The organism is Candidatus Eremiobacteraceae bacterium (assembly GCA_036511855.1).
In the GTDB taxonomy this organism is placed as follows: domain Bacteria; phylum Vulcanimicrobiota; class Vulcanimicrobiia; order Eremiobacterales; family Eremiobacteraceae; genus JABCYQ01.
The window spans coordinates 1-11,603 of the sequence record DATCBN010000086.1 but is presented as its reverse complement, the minus strand read 5'-3'; the positions used below and the strand labels follow the sequence as shown (position 1 = coordinate 11,603).

The window sequence follows — 11,603 nt, the reverse complement described above, 5'->3', positions numbered from 1 at the left end:
TTCGGGACTGCACTACGAGTGCACGATCGGATTGGTGAACGCGAGCGGCACCAAGGTCGGGATCGACAGCTTCACCGTGACGCCGCCCAAAGGTTCTCCGGTCACGATCGCTGTACCGGTTTCGGTTCCGTCGCGGACGTCAGCGTCGTTGATCACGTTCATCATCCCGTACTCTGGTAAGTCGCTGCCCGGCGGTAACTACACGATCACCGTGAACGCCGCCAACAACGCGCTCGCACAGGCCACGACCGGTCTGCTCTAGTCTCAGGAGTTACCGACGACGATGCCGCGCGAACGAGACACGCTTGAACTCGATGTATTGTTCGTCGGCGCCGGCCCGGCAAGTCTGGGCGGCGCTATCCGTCTGGCTGAGCTCTATAACAAGCATAACGCGGACGTAAAGGCGGGCACGCGCCCTGGGCCCGAGCTTTCGACGGAAAATATCGTGGTGATCGACAAGGCCGGCGCTATCGGCGATCATGGCATCTCTGGCGCGGTCCTGGATCCGCGCAGCATGAAAGAGCTGTTCGGCGACTTTCTTGCGGCGGGATGTCCGGTGGAGGGGCCGGTCACGAGCGACGCGTTTTGGCTGCTCACCGGTTCGGGGCATCTCAAAGCGCCCATCACGCCGCCAATGATGAACAACCACGGCAACTACGTGGCCAGTCTGAACAAGCTCGTGAAGTGGATGGCCGAAAAAGCGGAAGCGCTCGGCGTCCAAGTCTTCGCAGAATTTCCCGGGCAAGAATTGCTGTTCGACGGCGACAAGGTCGTGGGCGTCCGAATCGGCGACAAAGGTTTGGACAAGAATGGTCAGCCGAAACCGAACTACGAGCCCGGAGCCGATTTGCTTGCGAAAGTGACGGTTCTCGGCGAAGGCCCGCGCGGCACACTTGCAAAGCAGCTCCATCGCAAACTCGACCTCACTGCCGGCAAGAATCCGCAGACGTATTCGATCGGCATCAAGGAGCTTTGGCAGATGCCGGCCGGTTCGACGCCGCCGGGCCAGGTGATTCACACCGCCGGTTTTCCGCTCGACAACGGCACGTTCGGCGGCGGCTTCATCTATTCGATGGCCGGCGATATTTGGGATATCGGTCTTGTGGTCGGGCTCGACTATCGAAATCCGCGGCTTGAGCCGCACGCCAAGTTCCAAGAATTCAAAACGCATCCAAGCGTCGCGAAACTGCTCTCGGGCGGCACGATGATCCGCTATGGCGCCAAGGCTATTCCCGAAGGCGGCTGGTGGGCGATGCCCCGGCCGTTCGTCGACGGCGCACTCATAGTCGGCGATTCTGCAGGTATGCTCAATCCGATGCGCCTCAAGGGGATTCATACCGGAGTCAAATCGGGCATGCTCGCCGCGGAGACCATTTACGACGCGTTGTGTGCAGGCGACTACTCGGCCACGTCGCTAGCCGGCTTTCAGTCGCGCATCGAGGGCTCTTGGCTCAAACAAGAGCTATTCGCGGCGCGCAATTTCCACCAGGGCTTTAAGGGCGGGCTCATCGCCGGCATGCTCAACGTCGGGCTCGGCACCATCACAGGCGGGCGCGCGTTCGGCGTCGCGGACCGGCTTCCTGACGAAGCCGGGTTCGAGCGAATGGAAAAGATCGCGGATTATTTCGGGCGCAACGTGCCCGGTCTCGAGCGTCCGAAGTACGACGGGAAACTCACCTTTAGCAAACTCGATGACGTCTACCGGAGCGGCACCACCCACGAAGAGAATGCGCCGTGCCACTTGCATGTCTCGAACACCGACGTCTGCGCGAGCCGCTGCGCGCAAGAATTCGGAAATCCTTGTCAGTTCTTCTGTCCTGCGTCGGTCTACGAAATGATTCCGGCCGCCGTCGGGGCAGCGAAGATAGAAAAAGACGGCTTCGCGGACTCGGGCCTGCGCCTGCAGATCAACTTCGCGAATTGCGTGCACTGCAAGACGTGCGATATCATGGATCCATATCAGATCATCGACTGGGTTCCGCCCGAAGGCGGCGGCGGCCCGGTCTACACTAATATGTAAATAATTCAATATATGTAGGAGGGCAAGCGATGCTTGCCCTGATACATTTTAGCGGTCGGCGAAGGTTTGTTCGAAGAGAGCGTTGACCCAGCCGAACCGTTCGCGCGTGTAGCGCTTGGGATCGTTGACGTCGAACGATTCGTGCAGGACCCCATCCCCAGATTCGGAGTCCACTAGCTCGCGGATGACTCTGCCGCGCTCCGGTTCGTTCGCCGCCGTGCGGTATTGCACGACCAGACTCATCGGCCAGACAAAGTTAGCCGGCGTATGCGGACTGCCGACGCCTTCGGCGTAGCGCCCATGATAGTAATACGGATTGGCCGGACTGAGCACGAACGCGCGCGTGTTCTTGTACGCCGCGTCGTCGTAGACAAAGCCGGTCAGAGGCATGGATAGCAGGCTCGGCATGTTCGCGTCGTCCATGAAGTTCGCGTGGCCTAAGCCGTCAATCTCGTAGGCGTACATGCGACCGTGACTGGTCGGCAGCACAGCGAGGCGGGTGATGGCGGATTCAACGCGTTGCGCCATGAGCAGCGCCCGATTGGCGTTCGCCGAGTCGTGGTAAGCCGTTGTGAACGTCTGCGCCATGTCACGCAAGGTGACGGCGGCAAACGCGTTCTCCGGCACGTTGAAGTTGTATTTGACGGCGTCATCGCTCGGCCGGTAGGCGCTCCAGATGAGGCCGGTGCCGTTAGCCGACGGCTGTTCGTTGCGATGATAGTGCGACTTATCGGCGTGGCGCTGTTCGGTGTTCAGCGTGTTGAGGATGCGGACCAGCGTCGCGTGATACGATTCATCGTAAATGCTGGTGTCGTTGGTCTGCGCGACGTAACGTTCCACGAGCTTCACCGGATAGCAAAGCGAGTCGATCTCGAACTTCCGCTCGGCCACCATGTAGTCTTCGCGAAATGCATTGGCGTACGGATCCGAGCGGATCATGCGTTCCTGCCGCAAGATCACGCCGCGCACCAAGTCGCGGTCGCTCACGAGCGACATCGCCTGTACGCTCGAATCGCGCAGCCACATCGCGTCGATGTCGCCGGTGCTGACGTACGTCGTGTGGTCGGGAGCCCGGAAGAAACACGCCTTGTTGACCGCGCCCGCGCGATGATAACGATCGGCGATGGTCGAGGAATGGGCCGCGACAACGGTGAGGGCGAATGTCCCCGCTATCGCTATGATCAGTTTGCGCATTCAGACCCCGACTGCTCCGTGGCGCCGGATATTGGCACCGGCATACCTATGATAGGTCTCGGACGTTAGACTGCGCTGTGCCATCAACTGTTACGCTGGCCACGCTTCGACGAGGGAACCTTCGTCGACGAGGCCGATATGAGCGATCGCGGCACCGGGATAGGCCAAAATACCGTCCTCGAGGCCGATGATCCAAGAATCCGCCGCGGCGACGACCGTTCCGTCGCCGACCGGCCGTCCCCATAGGTCGCGGAGCTCGGCGACGACGCCGCCCGCGAGCACATGGTCGCCTGCAGCGACCGTGTAATCGAGGATGCCGGCGTGCGAAGGATACGGTCCGTCGTCGCGCCGTCGGACGCGGTTATCCGGCGGCATCGGCAAGTCCGGCATGGCTTCAATCGGATCGTCGAGCATGCCGGCCCACCGAATGACGTTGCGAAGGCCGATCACCGCTGCCGAAACGTTCGCTTCCATGGCGATCGTATGGCCGCCGAGCTCCACTGTGAATGAAGGCACCCGCAGTTCTTGCAGCGCAGCGCCGGTGGTCGAGCGGTGCAATTCTTTGCCGATGTATTGAGGCGCCGAATACTCCGCCACCGCCCCGAAGCCAAACGCGGTCACCATCTCGTCGAGCTTACGAGAGAGTTCCTCAGCGGCCGGCCGGTCGGACTCGAGCCGGTACAGCACGCGATCGCGAATGCTGAACGGTATAGAGAGTAGCGAAGCGCAGTGCAGGTCGATATAGAAGTCGGCGCTCTCCTTCATGCTATCGAAGAGTCGTGCGGTCAGCCGCTCGAATACGGTCAGCTCGCGCGACGTCTCATCGGCGCGGCGCAGACCCGGGAATGTCCGATTCGGATCCCGGTCATCGTAGTACGGATGGCGCTTTCGAGTGCGTAGGCCTGCCGGATTGAGGCTCGGCAAGACCACGAGCGTGCCGCGCAACTTCTTGCTGAGATCGTCTCGCAGCAAGCGGTGGAGAACCGGTATGCCCGCCACCTCGTCGCCGTGGATGTTCGCAGTGAGCCAAAAAGTGGGGCCGTCGCGCTTGCCGCCGACGATGACGACCGGAAGCTGTTCAAAGCCCCCGGACGGAAGTGGCACGCCTTCAAACGTGCCGTATGTGGTCGTTCCGGGTGCCGCGATGCAAGTCCCAACTGTCAGCGCCTTGCTGGCCACGCGTTCTCCTCTTCGCGACACACGTACGGGCCGCGCGTTGCGCTGTTCGCGCGAGAACGAACCGGACCTTCGGCATCGCCGACATGAATCGGCCTAAAGTGCGACGGCGACATCGGCGGCGAGTTGCTTTAAGATCGTGAGATCGTGGCCCCATACTTGGCGGGCATCTGTGGAGAACACCGCGAGCGCGTACCTGACGTCGCGCGCTGTGATGATCGGCAGTGCGACGACGCACCGGATGCCGAACCGCCGCGCGCGATCGCGCCACGGCGCAAATGAGGCTTCTCCGATTTTGGTGACGCTCGTCTCTCCGCGCCGGATCGCCCTGCCGACCGGGCCGCCACCTTCTCGCCGGTCATCCCAACGCATTTCGATGCCGGTGAGATAGGCCTCTGCGTCGCCCGCGGAGCCGACCAGGGAAACTCGTCCGTCCGGCTCGCCGCAGCCGACCAACACGACCGCGTACCTTCGCGCGCGCGCGATCATCGAGCAGAATTCGCGGATCAGATCGGAACGTTCGCGCTCGCCGGCCAATAGCCGGGCCAATGCCGCAAGAGCCTCGCCGTGGCGGCGTTCGTCTTCGACTGGTTGGCTGCGGCGTTCTATCAGTGCTTAAGTTCCTAGCCAGGTGATGACGGCGACCTGCTCGTCGTCGATCTCGATGCTGACGGCACCCGATGGCAGGCGAAGCTTGGTCGGCCCATTTGGTTTTAATCGAACGTGCAGGATCGAACGCTCGATGCGTTCGCCTTGGCGCGACGTTTCGCGCAGGATCAACGTTCCGGCGGCATCCACGCCCATGTAGTCGTAGACAACGCTTTCGATGAACGGCATCGGCGCGCGCGCCCCGGTCGTGTCGAATTCACGGGCCGTGTCGCGGTCCTGCTGCATCTTGACATCGATATGGACTTCGGCGAATAGGCGGTCGCCTATCGTCGCGCGATGTGGGCCATTCTTGGGAAACGCGAGGGTGGGTTCCCAGCGCGTGCGTCCCGTGGTATTGCTTGTGTCTTGGACCACCGGGTCGGTCGTCCAACGCCTAGATCTCGGCACGCTCGTTATCCTGTCAGCGGAATGCGACGTGACGGCGCGCGCCAGTCCTGCGGCACGCGTCCCCTTGTTACTTACATCGGCTGCTTGGCGCGAGGGCTTTAGATAGGGCGTTTCAGACGTTCTACGACCGTCGCGCCGCAGCAATGCTCGTAGAACTCGACGGGCCCGACGGCCGCGATGACGGCCCTCGTCAGGCCCTGGACCCTCATCGACTCAAGCGCGCGGCGCGCGAGTATTCTGCCGATCTGTTTGCCTCGCAACGCCGGATCGACACCCATCGGCCCAAAAATCCCGACGCCGGGCTGGTCGAGCCAGTGCTCGATCCACCACCATCGATGGCCGCGTTGACCGTACGCGCAAAAGCCCCCAGGCCGGCCATCGGACCTGCGCGCGAACCAGTTCCAACCCGACGCGGATTCGCTATGCCATACACCACCGAAGACTTCTCGGATCCACTCGATGTCTCGATCCGCTGCGCCTTGCCGGTGTTCGAGCGAAAGCCCGGCAGCGCTAAGCAGAGCAGCTTCGGTCTCGGTCGTAAACGAAGAGCTGAGTTCAACCAGCATGTTCACGATCATCGCGTCTTGTTGTGATTCAGAATTATTGGCGCGGACCTGTGCGTCCGAGGTCGCGCGGCGACGCATCTTGTATTAGGGTGAGCAACGCTCACCCACATAAATGCACGTATTTCCGACGCCGCTCGCACGGTCTGCGACTTGCGGCCGTGCTGGAGTTTTATCCTTGCCTAAGCGGTCGGCCGGAATAGCCTCGGGTGTGCTCGCGCGGACGTTCGCCGCCCTTCGCCACCGGAATTACCGGCTGTATTTCATCGGCATGGTGATCTCTTTGACGGGCGGCTGGATGCAGATCGTCGCTGCCGGGTGGCTCGTCCTGCGCGTGACGTCGTCGCCGTTTCTTCTCGGCGTCATCACTGCCATGGAGACGCTGCCTGCGCTCTTCTTCTCGCTGCTGGCGGGCGCGCTCGCCGACCGGATCGACAAGCGGCGCTTCGCGATGATCACGCAGACCTTGCTCGCGTTCCAAGCGCTAAGTCTTGGATTGCTCGTATGGACGCATGCTGCATCGTTTTGGCCGATCTTTTGGCTCGCGCTCTTCGCGGGCGTCGTGAGCTCGTTCGACGTCCCCGTGCGTCAGTCGCTGCTCTTCGACCTTGTCGGACCCGAAGACATCATCAACGCGACCGCGCTGAACTCCGTCATATTCAACGTTGCAAGGATCGTCGGCCCGACGATCGCGGCGCTGATCATCGTGCGCAGCGGCGAAGCGATCAACTTCTTTTCAAACGCGCTCTCCTACGTCTTCGTGGTCTGGGCGTTGTGGGCGATCCGCATCGGCCCGGGCGCCGCTGCCGCCCGGGCCGCGCGCAGGTCGGAGCCGCTCCGCCGCCAGATCGTTCAGGGCGTCAGCTATGCGCTTGCCCACCCGCTGCTCGCGCGTATGTTCGCAGGCCTTCTCGTGTTCAGCATCTTCGGCTACAACTATATCCTACTGATGCCGGTATTCGCGAAATACGTGCTGCACGGCGGCGCGCACGCCCTCGGCATTCTCATGACATGCCTCGGCATCGGCGCGCTCCTCGGGTCGCTCACGATGGCAGGACGGTCCCGCACGAGCCTGCGCTCGCTCATCGTCACGGGCTTGCTGTTTCCGATTTCGCTTATCGTGTTCTCCGCCACGCATTCGCTCGTCAGCTCCTCGATCGCCGTTGGCGCGCTCGGACTGTGCATGGTTCAATTCGCGGTGCGCTTCGCTTCGCTATTGCAGATAGAGTCGAGCACCGAAGTCCGCGGGCGCGTTCTCGGACTATACAACACCGTGCTCGTCGGGCTTGCTCCGCTGGGGGCGCTGCAGGCCGGCGCGATCGCGCAAGCCTATGGAGCCGGCATCGCGCTTGCGATTGGCGCCGTCGTGTGCACTGCGGCAGTCATCGCAGCGGTCGCATGGCCGCACGACCAGCCGATACGTCTCACTTCCCCGGCAGGCGAGCGGCTGCTCGTAGAAAAGACCACTGCCGATGTGTCGTAAGTTCGCGATCTCGGCGGCGCTGGGCGCTATGTTGTGCTTCCCCGTGCACGTTGCCGCCGCACCCGCGCCGCCGATCAGTCCGTCTCATCCGTTCACAAGCGCACAGATCGCTTCGATGCATTCCCTCATCGACCGCCTGGCTGCTACAACGCCGCTTCGTCGCGCGCGCATCGGCGTCTCGATCGTACAGGCGTCGACGGGACGCGTGCTCGCCTCGCGCGAGCCCGACGGAGAGTTCGCGCCGGCCTCAAACTTCAAATTGCTCGACGCCGCGAGCGCGCTCGCCTATCTCGGTCCGCGCTATCGCTTCCGCACGCAGCTCTTCGCTCGGGGGGCCGTGGATCAAGGCGTGCTCGACGGCGACCTCGTTTTCGTCGGGGGCGGCGATCCCGTGCTCACGCGCAACGATCTCCGCGCCGCCGCCATGGCGGTCGCCGCGCATGGAATTCAAACCATAACCGGCTCGGTCGTCGTGGACGAATCGTTTTTCGACCGGCAGCGCTATGGCAGCGGCTGGGCGTGGGATGACTTCCCCTACTACTATCAACCGCCGGTTCAAGCTTTGGCTGTCGAGGAAGGGACGGCGGACGTCACGGTGACGCCGGGCAAGTCCGCTGGAGAGCCGGTCGCCGCGCAGATCGAAGCCAGCGGGGGCGCGATGACGGTCGTATCGCATGCGATCACGTCGCCGGCTCACGGCCTAGACGACGCGGATTGCTTTCGTTCTCCCGGCGCGACCCAGATCCAGATCATCGGGCACGTTCCGGTCGACGCGAAACCCGACGTGTACAAGTGCGCGGTCGACGATTCTGCCGCGTTTGCTGTCGGCGCGCTCCGCGATCTGCTTCAATTGGCGGGTGTCGCCGTCGGATCTACGCCGCGGGGAGCCGCGCCCGACGACGGTCCGCTCGATATCGAAGACCGGGGGCCGCTTCCCGCTTCCGCCACATCCCGGTATCCGGACGCGGCGCTGGTCTGGTCGCATGAGTCGCCTACCGTCGCCGCGCTCATCACGACGATGATGCCGCCCAGCGACAACTTCATCGCCGAACATCTCTTCAAAGCGCTGCCGACCGCAGCGTTTCACCAGCGCGGCTCATTCGACGGCGGCGCCGACGTAGAACGGAAATTCATCGCGAGTCTCGGGTTGGATCCGGCAAGCATCGACAACGGCGACGGCTCAGGTCTCTCCGAGGGTGATCGCATCACGCCGCGCGACATCACGACCATTTTGCGTTGGGAGTGGCAAGGGCCATATCGCGATTTGTACGTCTACTCGCTCGGCCGGCCCGGCATCGACGGCACGGTGCGCCGCCATCTCGTGGGAACCGACTCGGTCGGCCGGGTCTGGGCGAAAGACGGGTACATCTGGCATGTCTCCACGTTTTCGGGATACGCGTTCACCAGACACCACGGACTCGTGGTGTTCTCCATCATGATGAACGATGCGGATGGGCCACTGGCGCCTTCCCATGCGGCGCAGGACGTGATCGTCAGGACGCTCGTCGACCTTCCATAGCCACGCGCACGATCGTGCCGGCGATGCCTTCGTGGCCCAGTCGCACGATGCGCGCCCCTGGTTTGCGCGACTCGTCTTGACCGAATTCAGCCGAACGCGGCTTAAACTGGAAAAATGTCGACGGAGCGCTTGTATAGAGAGTCGAGCCTCTTCGGGCTTCGAACTCTTGGTGTACGTGGCCGAAGATCACGAGTTTCACCTGGGGGGCCGTGTCGAGCACCGCCAGGAGCGCGGGGGCGTCCGAGATCGTCATCGTGTCAAGCCATCGCGATCCGACGGGCAATGGATTGTGGTGCATCGCGACGACGGTCGGCATTTTTGGGTCGCGCGCCAACTGCGAGCGCAGCCAGTCGCGTTGGTCGTTGCCGATCGAACCGCCGTCTTCGCCAGCCACCGAACTGTCGAGCAAGACGAAGCGCCAGCCGCAGGCGTCGAACACTTGAGTGAACTTTTCGAAGCGCGCAAGGGTCCGGTCCGCGAGATAACGCGCCATGAACGGTGAGTCGTCGTGATTCCCCGGAATGTAATAGACGTTGGCCGATAGACGTGCGATCTTCTCGCGCAGGCGTCTATACGATTCCGGGCTGCCGTCGGCCGAGCAGTCGCCCGTGACGATGACAAATTCGGGATCGGGCGACGTGGAAGCAAGCGAATCGATGACGGCGTCCAAGCGTGCGTCGGGTGCGACGTTCCACAACCGGGCGGCCGGGTCGGCGAAGAGATGTGTATCGGACAACTGGATGAAATACGGTTTTCGTTCCACTTTACGATTCCCGTTCGGAGAGCGGGCGAGCCCTTTCCTTTGGACGTCGCATGAGAGCGACCCGCATCACACTTTCCCGACGTCATATAAAACGATAAATCGACGCCGGCGAAGCGACGTTTGACGCCAACGCCGGGAACCGAAACGAGGCGTTTCCACAGTCGGGCGACAAAGGAACCGTTCTCATGGCCTTTGCGCTACCCGCCGACGACGGCACTCAACCGCGCGAAATCACACCCGAAGTTCTCGCCGTGCAGCGGCGAATCCGCGAGTTGGCTGTTGCCAAGAACGCAGTCGTACTTGCGCACATCTACCAGCGCGGCGAAGTCCAGGAAGTCGCCGACTTCATCGGCGATTCGTTGAATCTGAGCCGTGAGGCATCGCGAACCAAGGCCGACATCATCGTTTTTTGCGGCGTGCACTTCATGGCCGAAACCGCAAAGCTGCTGAGCCCGAACAAGCTCGTCTTGCTACCCGACATGAAAGCCGGCTGCGGCATGGCGGACATGATCACAGGCGATCAGGCGCGGGCGTTCAAGGCCCAGTATCCGGGCCGTCCGCTGGTGAGTTACGTCAACACATTCGCCGAGGTGAAGGCCGAATCGGATATCTGCTGCACCTCCACGAACGCCGCCGCAGTGGTGCAGTCGCTGCCCGATCGCGAAGTTTTGTTCGCGCCGGATAAGTTCTTAGGCGCGTGGGTGCAAAAGCATACTCCCGACAAGAAGCTCATCCTGTGGGATGGCTACTGTCCCACGCACTTCGTCATCAGACCGTCAATGGTCGAAGCGCGCAAGAAGCTCTCACCCGATGCGCTGGTTCTCGCACATCCCGAGTGCTCGCCGGAAGTGCTGGAGATGGCCGATTTCGTAGGCTCTACGCAGGGCTTGATGGATTTCGCCGCGCGCAGCGATCATCGCGAATTTATCGTATTGACGGAGTCAGGTTTGCTCCTACGGTTGAAGGAACAACATCCCGAGAAGCGATTCTATTCGATCGCGCCTTGCCCGCATTGTCCGTACATGAAATTCGTCGAACTCGAGAAAGTGCTTGCGTGCCTCGAAGAAGAGCGCAATCCAATCGAGATCCCCACGGCCACGATGCTGCGCGCGCGCACCAGCATCGAGCGGATGATGGCCGTCGTCTAGCTTTTGTAGGAGGGCATATGTACTAGGGCAAGCATCGCTTGCCCCTTCGATTTGTAGGAGGGCAAGCATCGCTTGCCCATGGGTGAGCGCTGCTCACCCTCCTACATTAGAATCCGAATCGCATGTTCTGGCCGACTATCGTCCCCGTCACTAGCGCTGCCACCCACGAGACCATGAGCGCCGGCCAGAATATCAACCCGAACAGGCTCATTCCGCGGTACCGGCGCGAGACGAAAAACCAAATGGCAAACGGTGCGGGCACGCCGATTCCCCAGGCTACGCCCCGGCCATATTCGGGCTCGGTCATGCCAAGCGGCAAGAGCGCCGCGACAAGCAAAACCGGAAATATCAGCGCCGCGAGAAGGATGCCGAGGACTGCGTCCAGCCACGGCCTGCCGGTCAGCGTTTTTCGTCCAAGCACAGAGGCGCGCCGTTCTTCCGGCCGAGCGGTCCGCCCTGTCACAGGCGGTCTGAGGCAGCGCCGCAAATGAGCTAACAATGATCCGCGCGGACGTTCTTGTCATCGGTTCTGGAGCCGCAGGGCTGCTCTTCGCGCTTCACTGCGCCGCGCAAGGCAAGTCGGTCGCGCTCGCCACCAAGGGCACGATCGACGAATCGAACTCGGCATGGGCGCAAGGCGGCGTGGCGGCGGCGCTGGACCTTGAGGAAGATTCGCCCGCC

Annotated in this window: 13 protein-coding genes; 6 read left to right on the top strand and 7 right to left on the bottom strand. The window is 62.3% G+C overall.

What is annotated here, in order from left to right:
* Both VII69_11005 and VII69_11000 read left to right on the top strand, forming a co-directional pair.
* Positions 1 to 262, top strand: a 262-nt coding sequence (locus tag VII69_11005) for a hypothetical protein (GenBank protein HEY5095636.1), incomplete at its 5' end; no start/stop codon positions are given.
* A gap of 21 nt (positions 263 to 283) precedes the next feature.
* Entirely contained in the window at positions 284 to 2,020 is a 1,737-nt protein-coding gene (locus VII69_11000) for an electron transfer flavoprotein-ubiquinone oxidoreductase (protein HEY5095635.1), read from the top strand.
* A 48-nt stretch (positions 2,021 to 2,068) separates the two neighbouring features.
* On the opposite strand, the gene VII69_10995 is transcribed toward VII69_11000, so the two are convergent.
* The 5 genes from VII69_10995 to VII69_10975 form a co-directional block, all read right to left on the bottom strand.
* Positions 2,069 to 3,214 carry a glycoside hydrolase family 125 protein gene (locus tag VII69_10995; protein ID HEY5095634.1) on the bottom strand — a complete coding sequence of 382 codons (1,146 nt, stop codon included), beginning with the start codon at positions 3,212 to 3,214 and terminating at the stop codon, positions 2,069 to 2,071.
* 90 nt (positions 3,215 to 3,304) lie between these two features.
* Positions 3,305 to 4,393 (bottom strand): succinylglutamate desuccinylase/aspartoacylase family protein, encoded by a 1,089-nt coding sequence (locus VII69_10990; GenBank protein HEY5095633.1) that lies wholly within the window; start codon positions 4,391 to 4,393, stop codon positions 3,305 to 3,307.
* A 93-nt stretch (positions 4,394 to 4,486) separates the two neighbouring features.
* Positions 4,487 to 4,939 carry a GAF domain-containing protein gene (locus VII69_10985; protein HEY5095632.1) on the bottom strand — a complete coding sequence of 151 codons (453 nt, stop codon included), beginning with the start codon at positions 4,937 to 4,939 and terminating at the stop codon, positions 4,487 to 4,489.
* Positions 4,940 to 5,005: 66 nt separating this feature from the next.
* The gene (locus VII69_10980; protein ID HEY5095631.1) at positions 5,006 to 5,446 is read right to left on the bottom strand and encodes a hypothetical protein; all 441 of its coding nucleotides are present in this window, start codon (positions 5,444 to 5,446) and stop codon (positions 5,006 to 5,008) included.
* A 98-nt stretch (positions 5,447 to 5,544) separates the two neighbouring features.
* Positions 5,545 to 6,090 carry a GNAT family N-acetyltransferase gene (locus tag VII69_10975; GenBank protein HEY5095630.1) on the bottom strand — a complete coding sequence of 182 codons (546 nt, stop codon included), beginning with the start codon at positions 6,088 to 6,090 and terminating at the stop codon, positions 5,545 to 5,547.
* 97 nt (positions 6,091 to 6,187) lie between these two features.
* On the opposite strand from VII69_10975, the gene VII69_10970 reads away from it, so the two are divergent.
* Both VII69_10970 and dacB read left to right on the top strand, forming a co-directional pair.
* A complete protein-coding gene (locus VII69_10970) occupies positions 6,188 to 7,492 on the top strand; it encodes an MFS transporter (protein HEY5095629.1) in 1,305 nt (434 codons plus the stop codon).
* Positions 7,482 to 9,011 (top strand): D-alanyl-D-alanine carboxypeptidase/D-alanyl-D-alanine-endopeptidase, encoded by a 1,530-nt coding sequence (dacB, locus tag VII69_10965; GenBank protein ID HEY5095628.1) that lies wholly within the window; start codon positions 7,482 to 7,484, stop codon positions 9,009 to 9,011. Before VII69_10970 ends, dacB begins: the two co-directional genes overlap by 11 nt.
* On the opposite strand, the gene VII69_10960 is transcribed toward dacB, so the two are convergent.
* The gene (locus VII69_10960) at positions 8,986 to 9,774 is read right to left on the bottom strand and encodes a phosphodiesterase (GenBank protein HEY5095627.1); all 789 of its coding nucleotides are present in this window, start codon (positions 9,772 to 9,774) and stop codon (positions 8,986 to 8,988) included. The two genes, dacB and VII69_10960, sit on opposite strands and share 26 nt — an antisense overlap.
* Before the next feature lie 185 nt (positions 9,775 to 9,959).
* On the opposite strand from VII69_10960, the gene nadA reads away from it, so the two are divergent.
* Positions 9,960 to 10,922 carry a quinolinate synthase NadA gene (gene nadA / locus VII69_10955; GenBank protein ID HEY5095626.1) on the top strand — a complete coding sequence of 321 codons (963 nt, stop codon included), beginning with the start codon at positions 9,960 to 9,962 and terminating at the stop codon, positions 10,920 to 10,922.
* A 106-nt stretch (positions 10,923 to 11,028) separates the two neighbouring features.
* On the opposite strand, the gene VII69_10950 is transcribed toward nadA, so the two are convergent.
* Positions 11,029 to 11,343, bottom strand: a complete 315-nt coding sequence (locus VII69_10950) for a hypothetical protein (protein ID HEY5095625.1) — start codon at positions 11,341 to 11,343, stop codon at positions 11,029 to 11,031.
* A 77-nt stretch (positions 11,344 to 11,420) separates the two neighbouring features.
* Here VII69_10950 and VII69_10945 point away from each other — a divergent pair.
* The coding region (locus VII69_10945) for an FAD-dependent oxidoreductase (GenBank protein HEY5095624.1) at positions 11,421 to 11,603 on the top strand (183 nt) is incomplete at its 3' end.

What these genes read in the sequence shown, in the direction of transcription:
- VII69_11000 (HEY5095635.1), top strand. Translation starts at nt 284, where the DNA reads ATGCCGCGCGAACGAGACACGCTTGAACTCGATGTATTGTTCGTCGGC.
- VII69_10995 (HEY5095634.1), bottom strand. Translation starts at nt 3,214, where the DNA reads ATGCGCAAACTGATCATAGCGATAGCGGGGACATTCGCCCTCACCGTT.
- VII69_10975 (HEY5095630.1), bottom strand. Translation starts at nt 6,090, where the DNA reads ATGCGTCGCCGCGCGACCTCGGACGCACAGGTCCGCGCCAATAATTCT.
- dacB (HEY5095628.1), top strand. Translation starts at nt 7,482, where the DNA reads ATGTGTCGTAAGTTCGCGATCTCGGCGGCGCTGGGCGCTATGTTGTGC.
- nadA (HEY5095626.1), top strand. Translation starts at nt 9,960, where the DNA reads ATGGCCTTTGCGCTACCCGCCGACGACGGCACTCAACCGCGCGAAATC.